The organism is candidate division KSB1 bacterium, from assembly GCA_024655945.1.
GTDB lineage: Bacteria > Zhuqueibacterota > Zhuqueibacteria > JANLFK01 > Oleimicrobiaceae > Oleimicrobium.
Window position 1 is genome coordinate 277,472 of the sequence record JANLFK010000001.1, and the last position, 19,061, is coordinate 296,532.

At 62.7% G+C, this 19,061-nt stretch carries 16 protein-coding genes; all 16 read right to left on the minus strand.

The genetic code is table 11. The annotated features are described in order from the left end of the window. Positions 1 to 35: 35 nt before the first annotated feature. Positions 36 to 1,301, minus strand: a complete 1,266-nt coding sequence (locus NUW13_01215; protein ID MCR4437647.1) for a glycosyltransferase family 4 protein — start codon at positions 1,299 to 1,301, stop codon at positions 36 to 38. Beyond that, complete coding sequence (locus NUW13_01220) at positions 1,282 to 2,598, minus strand: nucleotide sugar dehydrogenase (protein MCR4437648.1); 1,317 nt, start codon at positions 2,596 to 2,598, stop codon at positions 1,282 to 1,284. Before NUW13_01220 ends, NUW13_01215 begins: the two co-directional genes overlap by 20 nt. A gap of 39 nt (positions 2,599 to 2,637) precedes the next feature. Next, entirely contained in the window at positions 2,638 to 3,987 is a 1,350-nt protein-coding gene (locus tag NUW13_01225; GenBank protein ID MCR4437649.1) for a hypothetical protein, read from the minus strand. 9 nt (positions 3,988 to 3,996) lie between these two features. Further along, the gene (locus tag NUW13_01230) at positions 3,997 to 5,100 is read right to left on the minus strand and encodes a glycosyltransferase family 4 protein (GenBank protein MCR4437650.1); all 1,104 of its coding nucleotides are present in this window, start codon (positions 5,098 to 5,100) and stop codon (positions 3,997 to 3,999) included. A gap of 4 nt (positions 5,101 to 5,104) precedes the next feature. Then, positions 5,105 to 6,307, minus strand: a complete 1,203-nt coding sequence (locus NUW13_01235; protein ID MCR4437651.1) for a glycosyltransferase family 39 protein — start codon at positions 6,305 to 6,307, stop codon at positions 5,105 to 5,107. Then, positions 6,304 to 7,503, minus strand: a complete 1,200-nt coding sequence (locus NUW13_01240; protein ID MCR4437652.1) for a glycosyltransferase family 4 protein — start codon at positions 7,501 to 7,503, stop codon at positions 6,304 to 6,306. Before NUW13_01240 ends, NUW13_01235 begins: the two co-directional genes overlap by 4 nt. Continuing rightward, the gene (locus tag NUW13_01245) at positions 7,485 to 8,534 is read right to left on the minus strand and encodes a glycosyltransferase family 2 protein (protein MCR4437653.1); all 1,050 of its coding nucleotides are present in this window, start codon (positions 8,532 to 8,534) and stop codon (positions 7,485 to 7,487) included. The genes NUW13_01240 and NUW13_01245 overlap by 19 nt, the downstream gene beginning before the upstream one ends. Positions 8,535 to 8,548: 14 nt before the next feature. After that, the gene (locus tag NUW13_01250; protein MCR4437654.1) at positions 8,549 to 9,973 is read right to left on the minus strand and encodes a flippase; all 1,425 of its coding nucleotides are present in this window, start codon (positions 9,971 to 9,973) and stop codon (positions 8,549 to 8,551) included. A gap of 4 nt (positions 9,974 to 9,977) precedes the next feature. After that, positions 9,978 to 11,510, minus strand: coding sequence for an O-antigen ligase family protein (locus tag NUW13_01255; protein ID MCR4437655.1), 1,533 nt, complete (start codon positions 11,508 to 11,510; stop codon positions 9,978 to 9,980). Between the two features lie 28 nt (positions 11,511 to 11,538). Continuing rightward, positions 11,539 to 12,339 carry a CpsD/CapB family tyrosine-protein kinase gene (locus NUW13_01260; GenBank protein ID MCR4437656.1) on the minus strand — a complete coding sequence of 267 codons (801 nt, stop codon included), beginning with the start codon at positions 12,337 to 12,339 and terminating at the stop codon, positions 11,539 to 11,541. 21 nt (positions 12,340 to 12,360) lie between these two features. Further along, entirely contained in the window at positions 12,361 to 13,302 is a 942-nt protein-coding gene (locus NUW13_01265) for an AAA family ATPase (protein MCR4437657.1), read from the minus strand. A gap of 57 nt (positions 13,303 to 13,359) precedes the next feature. Further along, a complete protein-coding gene (locus NUW13_01270) occupies positions 13,360 to 13,656 on the minus strand; it encodes a helix-turn-helix transcriptional regulator (protein MCR4437658.1) in 297 nt (98 codons plus the stop codon). 101 nt (positions 13,657 to 13,757) lie between these two features. Beyond that, a complete protein-coding gene (locus NUW13_01275; GenBank protein MCR4437659.1) occupies positions 13,758 to 15,185 on the minus strand; it encodes a Wzz/FepE/Etk N-terminal domain-containing protein in 1,428 nt (475 codons plus the stop codon). A gap of 38 nt (positions 15,186 to 15,223) precedes the next feature. After that, a complete protein-coding gene (locus NUW13_01280) occupies positions 15,224 to 15,997 on the minus strand; it encodes a polysaccharide export protein (protein MCR4437660.1) in 774 nt (257 codons plus the stop codon). 60 nt (positions 15,998 to 16,057) lie between these two features. Continuing rightward, a complete protein-coding gene (locus tag NUW13_01285) occupies positions 16,058 to 17,128 on the minus strand; it encodes a T9SS type A sorting domain-containing protein (protein MCR4437661.1) in 1,071 nt (356 codons plus the stop codon). A 53-nt stretch (positions 17,129 to 17,181) separates the two neighbouring features. Further along, positions 17,182 to 18,879, minus strand: a complete 1,698-nt coding sequence (locus NUW13_01290) for a fibronectin type III domain-containing protein (GenBank protein ID MCR4437662.1) — start codon at positions 18,877 to 18,879, stop codon at positions 17,182 to 17,184. Between the last annotated feature and the right edge of the window lie 182 nt (positions 18,880 to 19,061).

A 19,061-nucleotide genomic window follows, 5' to 3' on the forward strand; every position in this document is an offset into this window, starting at 1 on the left:
GCATACGTCATCTTCCTCACCTCACTCCAACTCGCTCACGCACCCGTACCTTCGGCACCCAGCTTGGCGAGATGGCCAATCGCCAGGTGCGCGGTCTTCGCGGCGCGCCTGAGAGAAAGCCACTCGTATGCTCTCACCAGGCTGACGCTGGTATGCTCCCAGGAGAGCTGTTCCATCACTCGTTGCCGGCCGATCCTTCCCATGCGCGCACGCAGGGGCTCGTCCAACAGGACGCGTTTGATCTGCAGCGCAAGGTCGCTCTCCTCGTTGGGGCGAGCGTACACGGCTGCCTGGCCGGCAGAACGGCGGTGCTCCTTTAAATCGAAAGCCACTATGGGCTTTCCCAATGCCATGTATTCGAGAATCTTGTTCATGGTCGATCGGTCTGCCCACTCGCTCTTTGGGTCTGGATCCACGCAAAGATCGGCGGTGGAAAGGTAGCGGCACAAGTCGTGATCCGACACCCTTCCGGTGAATTTCACTGTGCCGTCCAGACCCAAGGAGTCGGCGTAGGCGCGGAGCGCAGGCAGCGCCGGCCCGCCGCCGATGAGCACCACGAGGACGTCAGCCATCCCCAGCTCATCCCGTAGCACCTTGACCGCGCGCAACAGGTAGTCGACCCCGTCTTGGGGGCACATCTCGCCCAAATAGGCGACCAGATATTTTCTCCCCTCCTTGAGCGCCGGCTCTGCAGGCAACTGCCGCAGCCGCGCGAAATCGGGGCCACTGCGCACGATGTGGATGCGCTCCTGAGGAACGCCGCCGCGCAGCAGGGCAATCTCTTTGTGCGATTCGTTCGTGGCCAGCACAAGATCGGCCGTTCTGAAGGTCATTCTTTCCAGGAACAGCAGGGCACGATAGAAGGCGCCCCTGCTGTCCGGAAACTTGGCCAGGTACATCTCCGGCGAGAGGTCGTGGTGGTCAAAGACGAACTTCTTCCCCGCCAGCTTGTACAATGCCGCTAGCGCGAAATAGGTGTCTGGCGGGTTGCAGGCCTGGATGATATCGAACCCTTCGCGCACCGCCACTACTAGCGAGAGGAGCGCCGTGGCCAACCAGCAATAGACGAATTCAAACGCATAGCCCAGCACGCCCCGGGCATTGCCGGGAACCCAATAGCGATACAAGGCCACCCCCTGCAGCACGGTGTAGGTCGCCTCTCCTCGGTCGCGAGGGGAAATCACGCTGACCTTGTACCCGTGCTTGGTGAGCGTAGTCGCTTCCAGCCATACCCGGCGATCAAAGGGCACGGGCAGGTTCTGCACGATGATCAGCACGCACCTACCAGCAGATCCCTTCATAGCTGCAGTCCTTGAGTTCACCGTTCACCACCAGACCAGCCAGGTCGATTACCGTATGGGACGCGTCTGCAGAACGCAGGGCGCGCCGATGCTCTTCGGATTCGTTGCCGACCACGATGACCTCCGACTCGGCCACTACCTCCTCTGGGCTCGACCGCAACAGGCGGGCGATGTGCGGAATCTCGCGCTCGATGTACTCCTTGTTGGAGCCCACCAAGGTTGCCAAGGAGACGTTTCGGTCAAAAATCGCCACGTCGTACCCTTTGCCAATCAGGTACTCGATGGTGGTCACCAGGGGGCTCTCGCGCAGGTCGTCGGTGCCGGCCTTGAAGCTCATGCCCAGAAAGCCGATGCGCCGTTTGCCAGTGCGGCGGATCTCGTCGATGGCGTGCTCGATGTGCCGCCGGTTGCTCTCCATGGCCGCCCCCAGCAGAGGCACCTCCACGTCCAACTCCTTGGCGCGATAGGTGATGGCGCGCAGGTCTTTGGGCAAGCAAGAGCCGCCAAAGGCAAAACCTGGACGAAGATAGTAAGGCGAGATGTTCAGCTTTGTGTCCTGGACAAAGATCGCCATCACCTGGCGGCTGTCCAGGCCGAGCCGCTTGCACAGGCGTCCGATCTCGTTGGCAAAGGCAATCTTGACCGCATGGAAGGCGTTGTCCGCATACTTGACCATCGATGCCGTATCGATGTCCACGCGGAAGAGGGGCGCTGGCAGGTGCTGGTAGAGGGCCACGAGCGGCTCGCCGCTGCGCTCGTCATACTCGCCAATCACCGTCTTGGGCGGATGGCGGAAGTCGTCCACCGCGGTCCCTTCGCGCAAAAACTCCGGGTTGACGCAGAAGCCGACATCTCTGCCCGGCTCCTTGCCTGAGGCGGCGACCAGTGCTGGCAATGCCACGCGACGCGCAATGCCGGGCAAGATGGTGCTCCGGATGGCGACCACGTGGTAACCCTCCTTGTGGCGAAGGGCTCCCCCAATTTCGGTGCAGACGCGGCCAATGTGCTTGAAGTCGAGACTGCCGTTGCCGTTGCTGGGCGTGCCCACACACACAAAGGAGACATCCGAGTTCGCGACCGCCTCCGTAGCGTCCTGAGTAGCCCGCAGTTTTCCTGCGGCCACGGCCTTGGCGATGATGGCCTCGATGTCCTTCTCGATGATCGGAGAGCGCCCGGCATTAACCAGGTCAACCTTCAATTGATTCTTGTCGACGCCGATGACCGTGTGTCCATCTTCAGCAAGGCACCCGGCGGAGACACACCCCACATAGCCCAAGCCGAACACGCTGATGCGCATAGCCACACCTCCTCACGTCCTCGTCGCTTGCAAGCGCACTCAACTGCGCACCTTTGACACGACCGCGCGGAACTTGCCCGTCTTGCTGCGGGGGATGCGGTCAACGACCTTGATGGTCACCTGCATGCGCGAACCCACACGCTCCTGCAGCTTGCGGCGGACGAATTCTGCGTCGCTGCTGTCGAACCTGCTGTCGGGCACGATGCGAACCTCCACCCTATCGACCACCTCCTGAACCATTTGCGCTTCTACGATGTGCCGCGCCCCCTTGAACACATGGTCCAGGCGGCCGATGAGGGCTCCGCTGGGCGTCACCAGGTAGTTGTCGCGCCGACCGACGATGGCCTTAGCCGTGGGGTAGGCGCGCCCGCAGGGGCACTTTTCCCGCGAAAGCTCCACCGTGTCCCCTATGCGGTACCTGAGCAGCGGCATGGCAAGGTTGTGCAGGCCAGTGCCCACGAGCTCGTAAACGTCGCGCTGATCCACCCCCGGGACCGGCAGAAACTCAGCGATGCCGTATTCGGGCAGCACGTGGTAGCTGCCGTGCTCACAGGTATGGATGGCCACCACTCGCTCTGCTTGCCCGTAGTAGTCGAACACTTTGCAGCCAAACACTTCTTCGATGAGCTCTCGCTGACGAGGTTCGAGCGTCTCCGAAGTGGTGAACACTGCCTTGAGCGGAATGGTGAGCCCTTGTTCCGCCATGAAGCGGGCGAGGGCATAGACCGATGACGGGTACCCTTCCAGGCCCACCGGCTTGAACCTGCGCAGCGCGGCGATGTAGGCCTCTGCGTTGCGCCTGGACAAGTGGTAGGAGGACATCACTAACTTCCTTTCCGAGGGACTGGAGCGCCAGAAGGGTGGCTTGTTGCGGTCTGCTGGCACCCTCTTTTCGCCTTTCAGCGTGGCCAACCGGTCGTTGTGCCGCAGTCCCCCCCACAGCCATTGCCTCTGCAAGGTGGCGTACTCGTAGACCACATTGTCCAGGTCACGATACACGGTCAAGGGCTTGCCGGTGGTGCCGCTGGTGTGCGCCTTGCGCAGCAGCCAGCGCTTCTTGGTGCGCGACACAAACAGCTCGCCCTGGGCACGAAGGGTGTCCTTTTCCAAAAGAGGGATCATGCGCAGGTCATCCACCGTGCGCACATCTTCCGGGCACAGTCCTATCTCGCGGAACAGCTCGGCGTAGTACGGCACGTGCGCGTCGCAATAGGCCACCAGTTGCCGAAGAGCCTGGTCTTGCAGCTGCCGCAGGCGTTCTTCGTCGTACCACTGGCTCTCCATGATTTGTCGCCAGTATTGGCCAAACCGGCCCGAATAGCGCTTGGTCAGCACGTAGATGCCGCCTTTGACAATGGTCACCACGTCAAACATCTGCCTCACTCCCATCTCACCTCGTCACTGAAGCACCTCCACACCATCAATTCCCGTCTGCCCTGGGGCACTGCGGCGTTCGCCAAGCAGGTTCAGGTAGTAGGGTCGCACGCGGTCCCAGGTGAGCGAGGTGGCCAACTGGCGCGCCTGTCGGCGACAGCGCCGACACAGGTCTTCGTTGGCCAAGGCATAGAGTACCGTTTTGGCCAGGGATTCTGGGCTCCCTGGCTCGAAAAAAAGCCCATGCCTGCCGTGCACCATGAGGTGCGGCAGTTCTCCCACCGGAGTGGCGATTACCATGGCGCCGGCATGCATGGCCTCGAGCACCGAGGTGGGCAGATTGTCCACCCGCGCCGCGCTAATGTACAGGTCCGCCTCAGCCAAGAGCTGGGCCATGGCTTCGTTCGTCACATGGCCGACAAAGGTCACGTTCAAGCCTCGGCGTGTGGCAAAGTGCTGCAGCGCGTCCTGCTGGCTCCCAAAACCGGCGACGACGAGCTTCGCCCTGGGGGAGGCTGCCTGCACTACCGAGAAAGCCTCCAGGATGGTGGACACGTCGTAGAGTGGCTCCAGGTAGCGATTGCTGAGCAGCGTCGGCCCGCGGCCATTGGCACGGCTCGCACGCACAGGCACGCACTCAATGATTGGAGGCACCACGACAGTCTCGATGCCATAGTTTCGAAAGACTCCCTGCAGCCATCGGGAAGTCACGGCCACCATATCGGCGCGTCGTAACAGCGGCTGCACCCACCAGTGATGCAGGCGGAGGAACTGGGGCGCGGCCCCCCCGTGGTAGAGCACGCTCACCGGCTTTCTATGCCGCTGGGCGACCAGGATCGCCACCGCCACCGGCATGAAGCCCCACCACGAGCACCCGGCCACCAGGACCCGGTCAACTTCTCGCACGCGGGACCTGCACGCGGCAATCAGAGCCAGCACTTGCCGCAGGCCCTTCCACACCTTGCCGCAAACACCCCTGCTCGGTGCCGCATAGTGGGCGTTCACCCGCACGACGGGCACCCCCTCTTGCTCCAGGCGTCGGGCAAGCGTGGCGCTCTGCAGCGGCAGGCCACCCACACGCGGGGGGAAGAGGCTCACGAACAGGACCTTGTCAGGCTTGTTGCTCATGACCTTACCCTCGACCTGCCCGCTTCCTTGCCAACCACGCCCACACGATTTCCCCTCCGGCCCCGGCGTAGACCGCCAGCACCGGCAGCAGCGGCACGTGGAAGCGTTGGTTGGCGAAAAACACACAGCTGACCAAGGTGAAGTAGACAATTGTGGCCAGCAGAATCCACGTCCGCCGACGCCGCAGGGTGGTTGCCACACCCACGAGCACCAGCGGCATGAGAAGCGCGGAGGGAGCTCGGTCACTGGCATGGGGATAGGGCGACCAGAAGATGACCAACTTTCGCGCCGCCAGGCACACGGTGCGCCCCGGATGGGCCAGCATGAACTGCACAGCCGCCCGGTAGTATTGCCTGTCCACCTCCACTTCGCTGCTTCCCGAAGGGGACCAATAATCGCCCGGCTTGAGCCAATCTCCTGTGGCACGCTCGTTATTGCCTATCCAAAGATTCACCCCGCCGTTTGTGGACACAGGCACAAAGCTCCCCTGCACGTGGAGGTTACGGATCGACCAGGGCAAAATGGCGACCATGGCAACCGCAAGACAGAGCACCGTCTTCTTGATAGAAGCCACGGTTGGCAACCGGCAGCCCCATCGCCACCAGAAGGCCAAGGCCACGGGCAAGAGTAACACATGGGGCCGCATCAATGCCGCCACGCCGAGCAGCAACCCTGCCCAGGCTACCGCCCGATCGGCGCCGCTGGTGTTCTTCCGCGCGACGATCACCAGCACGGCCACCAGCAAGGCAGTGAAAACGGTCTCGGCCATGAGCTGCGCGCTGAAATGGACCAGCACCGGCAGCAGTGCCACCGTCCATCCGGCCACAACGGCTGCTTGCGGCGAAAAGAGGTGCCGCGCCAGCATCATGACCAAGGCTGCGGTCAGGGCTCCGATCAGTGCCTGCGCGAGCTCCACCGCCACCCGGTGCGGTCCAAAGGCCCAGTAGATGGCCGCCACGAACGCCGGATAGGCCGGCGGTCGATAGGAACTGCCGGGCATGAACTGCCCGCCTGCCACCCATTCGCGCGCTATGCGGTCATAGGCGGCTTGGTCGCCGACGTCCAGGGCGTACGAGCCGTCGCACACCAGCACGTAGGCGATCCTCACCAGCAGCGCCACCAGAAAAACAACCGTGGTGCGCCGCAATAAGCGCCACGGCTCTTGGCCGATCAATCGACCCGCTATGTCCGAAACTGTCACTGTCATGATTCCACAAGTATGCGGTAGAGCATGCGATAGGCCTCTGCGACGTGGCGGATGTCATGGCGACGCTCCACGTACGCCCGTGCTTGTGCGCCAAGGGCCGCGCGGAGCTCTTTCGCCTCGGCCAGTTCTACCAGGGCTCGGGCAAAGCCAGCCGCTCCACCATCGTCCACCAAGTATCCCCGCCTGCCAGGGAGGAGCAATTCGTCGGTAACCCCTGGCAGCGTGCGGGCAACGCAAGCGAGGCCACATGCCATTGCTTCCAGGAGGGCGTTGGGTTGCCCCTCGGCCTGGCTGGGGAGCACAAACGCATCTGCACAGCGCAGGTAGTCCTGCACGTTCTCCTTCACGCCCAAGAAGTTCACCACCGAATCGAGCTGATGCTGCGCCACAATAGCTGAAAGTTCTTTGCCGAAGGGACATTTGCCCAAGCTCTCGGCGAGCACGCCCAGCACCAACAGTTGCATCGACCGCACGCCCTCGCGGCGCGCCGAAGCCACAGCGCGGATTGCCACATCCAAGCCCTTGCGGCGCTCCAGCCCCCCGACGAAAACGACAAGAAAGGCTCGCCTGTCCAGTCCCAGGCTCTCTCGCATGGCCCTCTTTTCTGGCCCCGATGCAGGCCGGAAACGCTCCAGATCGACGCCGTTGGGGATTGACCATAAGCGGTGGGCCGGGATGCCGCCTGCCCGTGAGGAGACGATTGCCGCTTGCGACGGCCCCACCACCGCGTCGGCCATCCGCGCAATCCACGCTGCCACCGCGCCCGATTTCCGCTTTTGCAGAGAGGCGGCGTCGTCAAGTCCCACCAGGGTGACCTTCTGCACGAGCCTCTGCCTGGCTATGCGCGCGGCTGCTGTCACCTCAGGCATGAAGCCGTGCGTGTGCACCACATCGGCCCACCGGCAGCGTCGCGTCAGTTCCGCGACCAGTGCGACCGCGGTGCGCATTCTGGACGCCAGGTGCCCGTTGGCATCGGGCACGCGCGTCACCTTCACGCCCTCCACCACAGTCTGGCCCAGGAGAGCCTTCTGCCTGGTGCGCGCCACCACCTCAACGTCCACGCCTTTCTGCCTGAGATGCCTCACCAGGAGCTGGCATTGCTGGGCGCCCCCGCCGTACTCCGGGGTGTAGATCCAGTTGACCATCAGCACCCGGAGAGAATCCCTCTTGGGTTGTCTTACGATTGCACTCGACATAGCGACCTCATCTGCACACAGCTTACGACGCGCAGTATCCCGTGCCCCTGGCGCGCAGCGCTTGCTGCCGGGCCCGCACTGTTTGCCTGCAGGCATTGAGCAAAGACCCGTCGATACCGCGCTTTGTACACCTGGCGACGGAGCAGGTCCGCCCCTCGGTGCCAGTGGCTGACCGCAAGGCGCGCCAGCCGCAGCCACATGGACTCGGTCAGCCCGTTGAAGACCGCCGCATGGAGCAGATGCCGCAGCGTCGCCTTGGTTGAACTGTACGGCGTCTGCAGGCCATAGTGGGCGGTGATGAACGTGCGCGCTTCCGGCGCGTGCCCGTACCAGCGGGCCAGGGACGCGCCATAGCCGGACGCCTTGCGCAGGTAGCTTGCCTCATCGGCCATCGGATGGTAATGGATGGCTACCGCCTGCGGCAGGAAGAAGAGGCGCGCCCCCCGCTGCCGTAGCCTAAATGCAAGCTCGGTGTCCTCAGCAGCGGAGCGCATGCCGGTGTCAAAGCCACAGGCATGCATTAGGAATTCCCTCTTTGCCGAGAAGTTACTCCCACGCGCGTAGTGCCAAGGTATTGCGATCGGCGCTTGGCAACTGAACGGGAGCCTGGTTTCATGTTGCCGCACCTGTCCGGTATGAGCCAACTCCGCTGCCATCTCCACTACGCCCAGAGCAAGGTGGGCCAGGCATGGGTGCTCCCGATGAAACTGCTGGTGAGCCGCCACCAGACCGGGAGCCGGGATAACGTCGCCGTCGAGGAAGATCACCACCTGTCCGCGCGCGTGCGACAAACCGGCGTTGCGCGTGGCGGCCGCCCCCTTGTTCTCCTGGCAAATGTACCTCCCGGGCAGTTCTCCCTTGCGCAGGAGGGCAGAAACAAACTCTTCGGTCTGGTCTTGCGAACCGTCATCCACCACCAGCACCTCCCTGCCAGGCCCCATCTGTCCAGCAAGGGCCGCCAGCACCCTCCGGAGAGTGTGGGCCTGGTTGAAAGTGGGAACCACTACTGAGATTTCCAGCTCCTCTGCCATAGCGTTCCTCGCTGTCATATGGTGCGCAACTGCTGCAGGAGCTTGCGGTCGCCGCGCGTCACTGCACCGGTCAACACCAACAACAGCACATACACGGCAGCGCCGACCAGAATCTGCAGGGCAAGAAAAGCGTTGTGGCACAGCACCACCACCACGACCATCGCCAGCGCCGCGATGAAGGGCTTGAGCGCCGAGCGGCCAAGCGGCAACCAGAAGAGTCTGCGATCGACAAAGAAGAGCTCGGTGGCGGCAAACACCACCGTCGCAAGCAGGGTTGCCAGCGTCGCACCAAATGCACCGGCCCGGGGGGTGAGCCACAGATTGAGCACCAACACCGCTACGAAGGCCACCGCGTTGGCCAGCATGTCGAGCCTTTGCTGATTGCGCACGATGAGGGCATAGGCCATTATCTGCGTCATCCCAAAGCTCAATAGGCTCCAAATGAGCACCTGTAGACCTGGTGCTGCTAACAACATCCCCCTGCCGTAGAGAAGCAGGACGATCTTGTCCGCCAGCACGGTACCACCAGCCGCCAACGCGAGAGTGAAAAAGACCACGAGCTTCAAGGACTTGAGGCACACATCACGAAACATCTGCTCGGAAAGACGCGACATGCGCGCCATCACCGGAAACGTGGCCAGCGCGAAGGCCGAGGATACGAGCAACAGCACGTCGACCACCTTGTAGGCAGCGCTGAACAGCCCGGCCTCTTCCACCCCGCTGATCTTGGGCAACAGCATGACAGGCACAGACCAAAACAGGCTATTGAATAGCGTGGTGCCAAAGAACACCGGCGTCTCCTTGACCATCGCCTTCATCAGGCCCCAATTGGGTCGCAATGTGCCGAGGCGCATGCGCCCGAAGGTCACGAGCGCCAGTGCCACGGCACCGGCAAGGCGGCTTGCCACGACCAAAAGGACCAATGTCAAGATTCCTACCCCCTGTCCGATGAGCACGATGCCCCCGACCACTTTCGTGACGTTCTCCACGGCGCGCCCAAAGGCAGGGAAGCGCATCTCTTGCAGCCCACAGAGCACTGCCCGGAGCCAGTAGAAAAGGCTCATCGGGAGCAGCGACAGGGCCATCAAGTAGCAGGCCTGGCTAACCTGCGCCTCGTAGCCCATCACCCGAATGAACCCGACCATCCCTGCCATGGCGACCAGGGTGCCAACCGCTCCCAGCAGCAATCCAGCCACCAGAAGCTCGCCGCTCCTTTTCTCATCCTTCGACACTTCCCTGATCACCCAACTCCCCAGGCCCAACGTGGCCAGCATGGAAAACACCGAGCAGAGCGATACCGCCGTGGCCATGATGCCCAGCCCTTTTGCTCCATGGGCGCGGGTCACCAGCACCCAGAAGAGCGCCGAACCCAGGCGGTTGAGCAGCTCGGCCACCGAACGGGCCACAGTATTCTGAGCAATGCGGCGTACTGTGTTCATACTCTCATTCTTGCGCCAAAGCCAGAAGCTGGCGCGAGATGCTCATCGGCAAAGGTTCGTCCACCTCTTTGGCGGCGCGCTGCACCTCAGCCTGTGCCTGAGCTAACCTCGCCACCACCAGCCCTAAGGCTGCTACGACCCACATCGTGTTCATCAAGGCAAGCGACTGCTTGTAAGCATAATCGCTGGTAGCCATAACCAACATCGCGGCGAATCCTGCGAACAGGCCTACGGCCGTGGCTGCGCAAAGGGGATCGCGCGCCCGCAGGCCAGGCAGCATAAGGCGCAGGACGCTCAACATCAACCACACAAAGAGCGCCAGGCCCACCAAACCCAGCTCACCTGCATACAGCAAGTAGAGGTTGTGCACCGGTGCCACGCGCGTGAACGGGTCGCTCGGATCGAAATAGGTGTCCAAGACCTCCTTGTAGTTGTTCATGCCCACTCCGAGAAACGGATGGTCCCGGATAACCCGCAAGGACACCTTGGCAGTGGTCAAACGCGACATGGTGGCACCAAAGTCCGGGGAGACCATGCGACGATAGACCATCGGGCCGAAGGCCACGCCCAGTATCACCAGCACTGCGACAAGCCCGAAAGTCTTTCTTGGCCGCGGCACCGCTTTGCGACGCCTCTGCACGACCCAGGCGATGACCAGAGCAAAGGCCAATCCGATCCAGGCACTGCGCGAGAGCGTCAGGATCATCCCCAACAAGCCCAAGCCGGTGGTGACCATGCAGAGGACTCGTTTCCTCTCACCGCGCAACACAAGAAAGATGCCGGTGGGAAGCAATAGCACAAAGTAGCGGCCCAGGGTGTTAGCGTGTCCCACCGTGCCACCAGGCCTCTTCACTAACGAGGCTTCTACCTCTGGGCGAAAAAGCTCGGCTCGTGTCTCCTGGCCAAAGAATCCTAAGCTCAAACCCGTGGTGTTCTGCAGGAGCACCACCACCCCTTGGAGGGCTGCACCGATCAGCAGGAGCTTCACGACGAATTCTACCTCGTCGCGGTCGCGGACAGTGTTGACCAGGTAGTGGAACAGCACCAGCACCTTGCTCATCTGCCAGACGTCAAACAGGGTGAGCAGTGGCTTTGGCGCCCATAGAGCAGAAAAGGCTGCCATGGTGAGAAGCGCCAGGTAAGGCACGGTGACTTTTGGCACCCACCGGATCGGCTGCTGCCACAGGCCGCTGGCCACTTCGATGAGCCATACCGCCACAAGGACCAAAAGACAGAGGTCCGGGAAGGCAATCACTAAGCCGCGCGTGCCTGCCGCTTCTGGCCTGTAGAAGAGGTGCACGTCCGCGTTCAGCGGTATGGTGAAAAGCATCAAGGCCAACAGGAACCGGCGAAGGTCACCACTGAGTGCGCCCACGAACGGGAGCCCAAGGCCCAAGATGGCAAACACGGCCCACTTGGCCTCCAGCCCGAGCGATAGCAGGGCAGCCGTCCCGGCAGCCATTCCCGCAAGCAGGGCCCAGATAGCGTCACCGCGCCCAGAGCGTGGGTGCAGCTGATATGTCGTGGAATAGGACATCGCCTCTCGCGCCTCCTCGTTGCCGTGCTTAGTAGATGCCCTGGGGAACCACTTCTCGTCGGCGATTGAGGACGATCCCCAACACGCGCACCTTTGCAGCCACCAGCCGCTCGATGACCTCCCGCGCCACGTCGGTGCGCGTCTTGCCGGCCCACACCACCAGCACCACGCCGTCCAGCCACTGCCCAATGCGCACTGCCTCGACGTTCGTGGCCGCCGAGGGTAGGTCGACTATCACCCGGTTGAAGCGGTCGCGAAACTCATCGATCAGGCGATGCATACGGGCAGAGGTCACCAGCTCAGCCGCACTGGGATGCGCTCTCCCGGCGGTGATGACCTTGAGCCTCCCCTCGTTGACCAGGCGCACCACCTTCGGCCAGAGGACGCTCCCGCTGAGCACCTCGGCCAAGCCAGGAACCGGTGAGATGCCCAACAGACGCGCCACCCTGGGCATGGCCACGTTGCTGTCGACAAGCAGATTGCCCTTGCTGAGCGCATCGGTCTTGCCCACGGGACCTCCTTGAGCGTTCTGGCCGTTGCCATTTCCGTTGGTGATGTAGCCACCCGCCATGGAAAGGGCGAGGAGTGAGGCCACCGTCGACGCCCCGGCACCGGGGGTACAGCCACTGATGCCGATGGTCTGCACCCGGTTGAGCCCACTGAGCAGTTCAATGTTCTCGCGCAGGGCGCGGACCTCGGCCGCCAATCCAGGGGGCACATGCAACTCCACCTTCGCTGCAGGGGCACTCTGCACTGCCTGCCGATACTCCTCTGCTTCCACTCTCTCCGAGGCTTGCGCCTCCTCCAGGATATCTCTGATCACACTCATGGCGACTCCCTCTCCAATCTGCTACGCGATGCGGTCAACGACGCGCACCGAATTAACCCCGCCCAACGCTCCGACGTCCACTGCTTCGAATCGGCATCCTGTGCCATTGCGCCGCCCTTCCATGCCCTGGAGAGTGGCCACCTGTGGCTCGGGGGCGGCCAGCAGCCCCTCTCGCGCAAGGCTCCGGATCAAGCTGGCATCGACGTACGTCCTGTCCATGATGAAGGCGTGCAGCAAGGCGTTGTCGCAGATGCAATTGATGATGCGCGGCACGCCTGCGGACAACCGGTAGACCTCGGCCAGGGCATCGGGCGCGAAGAGCCGCTGCGGCGCCTTGGCCCCTGCGACCTTCAGACGGTGCATGACGTACTCTGCCACCTGCTCGCGCCCCAAGGGACGCAACCGAAATCGGACTGCCACCCTCTGGCGGAACTGCCGCAGCTCGGGGAGGCGGAGCCTCTCCTCCAGCGGTGGCTGCCCCACCAAGAGGATCTGCACCAGCTTCGTGTTGGAGGTCTCCAGATTCGTCAGGAGGCGAATCTCCTCCAACGTCTTCGGGCTCAAGTTCTGGGCCTCGTCCACGATGAGCAGCGCGTTGCGCTTGCGCTCAAAATTGCGGATCAGGAACTGGTACAGGTCCAGGAGCATCTCCGCCCGGTTCTCGGACCTCACTTGCACGCCAAAGTCGCGGCACACATAGCGCAGGAGGTCTTCAGCTTCCAGCGTGGTGTTGAAGACCCAGGCGCTGACGGCCTCCTCTCCCAAGTGGCGGATGAGGGTGTGCAGGAGCGTGGTCTTGCCAGTCCCAGCCTCGCCTATCAGCACAATGAGGCCCTTGCGCATCTTGACGCCGTACATCATGCGCGTCAACCCCTCTTGGTGATCCGGACTGGGAAAGAGATAGCGCGGGTCCGGGTTCACGTCGAAGGGGATTTCTTTTAGCCCAAAGTGCTCAGTGTACATTGCTCTGTCCTGTGTTGCAAGTGGCGTTCGGCGGCTGCTCTGCATGTAGCGGCCGCCTCATTCTTCATCATCCCCTGGGAAGAGCTCTGAGACGGGCACTTCGAATATGCTGGCCGCCCGGCGCTTGAACTCCTCCGTGGGCTCCACGCGATTGTTCTCCACCATCGACAGATAGGGGGCGCTACACCCGAGCATGTACGCCAGCTCGTACTGCTTGAGGCCAGCCTCCCAACGTCTCACTTTGAGCAGGTTTTTGGCGCGGACAAAGGGCCGCTTTGGACGTGGCAGCGGACGCCCGTCAAGGCCAGCGTCTCCCGTCCCAACCTCAACCCGCACTTCTCGTTTCTCGTCCATGGCTCCACATCCTTCATGAAGACTCACGCGACATGCCCTGCGTGCCACGCCTCATGGTCGCCCACCGCCGCAGATGGCCGAGGCCTGGCACCCTTGCCTGTTCATCTCCTTTGTCCAGCACCGAGCGGGAGCGGAAGACCCGTCTCGGCGATGGAGGCCAGCACCGGAAAGCCCAAGGCCCGGCGCACGTCCTCTGCGCTTTCGATAGAGTTGTCCAGGGACTCCACAAAGAAAGCGGAGCCCAACGCCACCAGCCCGCCGAGGAGCACCCCCACCAGCAGGTAGAGCGGACGGTTGGGCCGCACCGGCGCCTGCGGTGGCACCGCGGCGCTCACCACCTTCACCTGCACCAACTGATCCTGGCGGGAAAGGGCCAGGCGGGCTTCTTCCCGCTGCTTGAGCAGGACCGAGTAAAGCTCCTGGGTCTCCTTGATGCCCCGCGAAATGCGGCCGAGCTCGTAAGCATTGCTGGCAAATCGTTTGAGCTGGCCTTGCACTTCGGCGATCCTCGCTTCCAACGAGGCCTCCTCGGCCCGCAGAGCCCGCAGGTTAGCCTCCTCCTCAGCGATGATTTCGCGCAGTTCCTGGCGGAGCTTCTCCTGCACCAGGGCAACCTGCTTTTCGGCGGCGACCACCTGCGGATGGCTGGCCGTGTAGCGCTGACGGAGACGATTCCTTTCCAGCTCCTGGGCCAGCAGTTCCGTTTTCAGGCGCGACAGGTATTCCTCGCGACTGGGACTGTCGCTGGTTTCGGTGCTGGGGATGACCACCGGCCCATTGCCGTTCAGCCCCTCGCGGTACACCCGCAGCTTCGACTCCTTGCCGATGCGCTTGGTGCGCACCTCGGTGAGCGCCTGATCATAGTCGGCCAGCTTCTTGTAGAGGATCTCCGCCTCCCCTTCTGGCACCACCACACCTTCCTGCCGTTTGAACTCGGCCTCGCGTCGCTCCAGCTCATCGAGCTTGGCCGCAGCCATCTTGATCTGCTCATCAAAGAAAGCGTAGGTGCGCACGTCCTTAGCCAGCTCTGCCCGGTGCCGCGAGTACTGCTCGACGATGCAGTTGGCAATGGCAGCAGCCCGCTTGGGGTCATGGTCGCTATAGGTGACCTGCAGCAGGTTGGTCTCTTTGGTCTGTTCCACCTTCAGCCCCTTCTGCACCATGGCCACCATCTGCTCAAAGCGGGCACTGTCGGCTCCGGTGCCACCGGCCTTGGCCATGCCAAGTGCCTTCACCACCCGCTCAGCGATGGGCCGGCTCTTGAGGATCTGCATCTCGGCGGCAATCTGGTCGTAGTTGCTCCGCCGCAGCCACCAGTTGAGCTCGATGATGAGCGTCTTCTCGGCGTCCTTCTCCCAATCGACCAGGATGGTCGCGCTGGCCCGATAGAGCGGCCGTACGGTGAAGGTGCCCACGGCCACGGTAGCCACCGTGGACAGAAAGAGGAGGGTAATCATCCTCTTCCGCTTGAACAGGACCCTCAGCACCCGGCGCATCGACGCTGAGCGATCGCATGCATAGCTTTCCATGGTTGACTCCTTTGCCAAGTGTTTCTTCGCCAGGCGGCTCACTTCCACGCCCGCGACCAGAATACCGAGCGCGCATAGAGGTCCAGCGGCGGTATCACCGTGTCGTAGACCTGGGTCATGAACGTGCGAATGTTGCCGATGAAGGTCTTGGGCACGTAGACGATGTCGTAAGCCCTGACCTCGACGTCGGGACTGGTGTCTTTGCGGGCGAGGGCCTGCGTCAAGTCCGAGCGGATGGCGGAGACGCGCTTTTCGTCCAGCACTCGGATGAGCATCACGCTGCTCAGATTCGCCTCGCTGGTCGGCCCGCCTGCAGTGGCGATGGCGCGCAGCAACGTCATGTTGCGCTGCACCACATAGCTGCCCGGGTTGCGCACTTCACCCAGCACGTACACCGTGTTGCCCCCGAACTGCTTGACGGTCACGGTGACCTCTGGCTGGAGCAAGATTTCCGCGTACTTCTCGCTAATCAGCCGCGCCAGCTCCATAGGGGTCATGTCGGTGACCTTGATGTCGCCGATGCGCTGCAGGCTGATGCACCCGTCAGGCCGGACCGTGACCTCGACGTTGAATTCCTCGTTATTGAAAAACCTGATGTCGAGGACGTCCCCGTAGCCGAGGCGGTAATGCCTCTCTTCTTCGGCTGGGGCGGGCGCTTTCTGCTGCGCCACGTACACATCGCCGCCTGCGGCTCGCGGCGCAGCAGCCGACTCTGTGCCTGCCCGCGGCCGCACGGCACACCCCGCCATGGCGACCAGGGCTACCAGCACCCCGCCACACCATGCAGAGTGCCTCAATGAGAATTGCTTCATGATCCACCTCCACAACCAAGTTGCGCGACGTTCGGACCGTATCCGGTCAGCCGCCACGGCTCACTTCAAAAGTTGCATGGTCTGGGTGAGCTTCACGCCCTCGGCTTCCAGGGTGTAGACGTAGATGCCGCTGGGCACCCGATTGCCGAGGTCATCGGTGGCGTCCCAGCGCACCTCGTGGCGACCAACCTCCAGGTACCCTTGCACCAGGGTGCGGACCAGCTGCCCTTTGATGTTAAAGATCTTCAGGGACACGCTCCCGGCCTCTCTGACCTCAAACCTGATCCACGTCGCGGGGTTGAACGGATTGGGATAGTTTTGTGCCAAAGAGACCTTTTCCGGAACTGCTGCCACCGGCGCCAGAATGGGGCCGTGCAGGCGCACTCGACCGGCATAGTCGATATCCGCCAGCAGGTAGTAATAGGCAGTGTCCGGAGCTGCCGTGTGGTCGTGGTAGCTGTACTCATGGCGCTCCGTGCTGCTGCCTGCCCCAGGAATCAGCTGGCTGGTGATTCTGGCAAATGGCCCCTGTTCGGCGGTGGCCCGCCGCAGCTCGAAGCCGCGGTTGTCCGTCTCCGATTGCGTTACCCACACCAGCTTCACGCCGCCGTTGACCCGAGTGGCCTCGAAGGCAATCAGCTCCACGGCCACCACCGCATCCTGAGTCGACCAGGTGGGGAAGTCCACGCTGCCGAAATCGCCCTCAAGTTCCAGCATGGCGAGCTGCGAGTCCCCGTAGTTGGTGGCCGTGGCCACGCTGGAATCGTTCCAGGCGCGGCAATAGATGACCGCCCCGTTTACCAGCAGCTCGTGGGTGAGCTGCGTGGTGAATTTGCCTTCGTGGGGATTGAAAGGAAATCCTGCCCCAGCGAAGGTCGTCCCGATGAGCACATCGTCTCCGGTGGGATTGCCGTTTTCGTCCGGCATGTTGTTCAGCTGATCGGGCCCGGCGTAGATAATCTGAATCAGGTCGCCGTAGCCGTCAAAGGCTGAACCCTGCAGCCAGTTGCCGAGCTCGTCCTGCACCCCGCTGATGCAACTGACATCCACGGTACCAGCTCTTGCCTGGGCACTTGCGAGCACCAGGCACAGCATCCCAACCACTGCGCAGAAGACTCCTCTTCCACACATCGCACTTCCTCCTCTCTGCTTCACACCGCAACCACACTGCCCAAATCCCCCTGTTACCGGCCTGGAAACGGATTTGGAAAGTTCCAGGTCCGCGGCTGCCCTCCACTGCGAATGTGCAGCCAGTACCCCTTGCCCGGCTCGAGCCGCAACTGCGAGGTGTCGCTGCCGGTGGCATTCAGCCATTTCCCATCGTAATTCGTACCTGTGCCGTCGACCAGCCAGGCGACCTCGTAGTGGTCACCCCTCCAGGCCATGATCCGATCCGCCTCGCGGCTATTGGTCGCGCCCTTGGCTACGCCCTGTTCCCAAAGGCCGGTTGCCGTGAGCGGCACGCTCACCGGATAGCAACTGCCGATGAGGTTGAGCCCAGGCCTGACCACGATGGCGTGGGCACTGTCGGTCGGCACCTCGCCGAAGAACTGGAGCGTTGCTGGCTGGTGGCCCTTGCGCACCTCCGCCCAGAACCCTTCGCCTCGGGTCAGCGTCATCGTGCTCACTGCGCTACCTGCCTCGTTCATCCACTCTCCATCGTATGGCGTGCCGGTGCCGCTCACCAGCCACGCGATCTCGTAGCCGGCGCCATGCCATTTCATGACGCGATCGGCCACCAACGCATTGGCTCCTCCGGTGAGCGTCTGTCCCAGCAGGCTCCTAATGTGGCCCTCGCGGCTCTGGAGTGGCACCGAAACCAGGTTCCGCCCCACTTCCAGCCGCACGCCGAAGGTGCCGATTCTACGCCTGAGAGGCTCCTGTCCCGCGCCACGCACCGCCTCGAGCACGTAGTAGCGGCCGGCCCCTGTGGCAGCCCCTTCGTCCACGAATTCGGTCTCGCCCACCACTGCGCAGGCGGACTCAGGGCAGAAGTACGGGTGCTCGCCGCGATAGACGCGGTAGTACTGGGCGTCGGGCAGGGCATCCCACGACAGAACCAGGTCCGCCCCGGAGCGGGCGATCTGGGGCTGCAAATCGGCCGCTGCGCTTTCCACCCTGAGCAGCACCACGTACATGCTCCCCGCGCTCGCTGCACCGTTGCAACCGAGAATCACTGTCTCACCTGGCTGGTACTGCCGCTTGGACTCCCAGAGGCGAAAATCGGTGTTGCCCGCATCGCTGACGCGAATGGCAGCAGCAGTCAGGGTGAAATCGCCACTCAGCCAGGCCGGAGTCGACACCCGACTGTCGTGCGCGACGAACAACCGCACGCGGCGCAGCAAGGAAAACCGCACCTGAAGCTGCGGGTCGAACTTGCTGTCGTTCTTCGTCTTGATCCACAACAGGCCCTCAAAAGCCTCCGGTATCTCCACGATCTGGTAAGTCCGGTCCACGTAGTACTGGTCTCCCTCACGCAAGGCCGCCACCACGTATTCCTCAGGCTGGAGGTCTATCACCGTGCTGACGTCGACGCCGGCAACGCCAGAGACCTCACTGGAGAAGAGGCTTTCGTTCCCAGTGCTGTCGTAGGCGGTAACGGCAAAGTAGTAGCGCATACCACGCGCCAGGTCGTCAACCAACGCGCTGGTCGTGTTCCCCACATCAAGGGTCCAGAGGTAGTGGTGCGAACTGGGGCCGTAGTGGAGCCTGTAGCCGGCCACGTCGGGTTCGCTGTTGGCCTGCCAAGCGATGCGCAGCGAGCACGCTTCAGGAGAGGACCCCATGCCTGTCGGCTTGTGCTCTACCGGCACGCTGAGCAACGCCACACATTGTCCGGCCACCAGCAACATCGTCCACGACCTCTTCGCTCGCATCGCCATAGCTTGCTCTCAGAAAGAAGAAATTCTTAACTGCTCGCCCAAAAAAATTTCCCTTTTCCTGCTGGCTCCCTCTCCAAGCGACTGACTTTCCCGATCTGGTAGCACTGTGATCACTACATCCGCCCTCCGCGTCTGCCGGGCGAGGCTACAGCGGCGCTAGCCACTGTAGCCTCCGCCTCAGC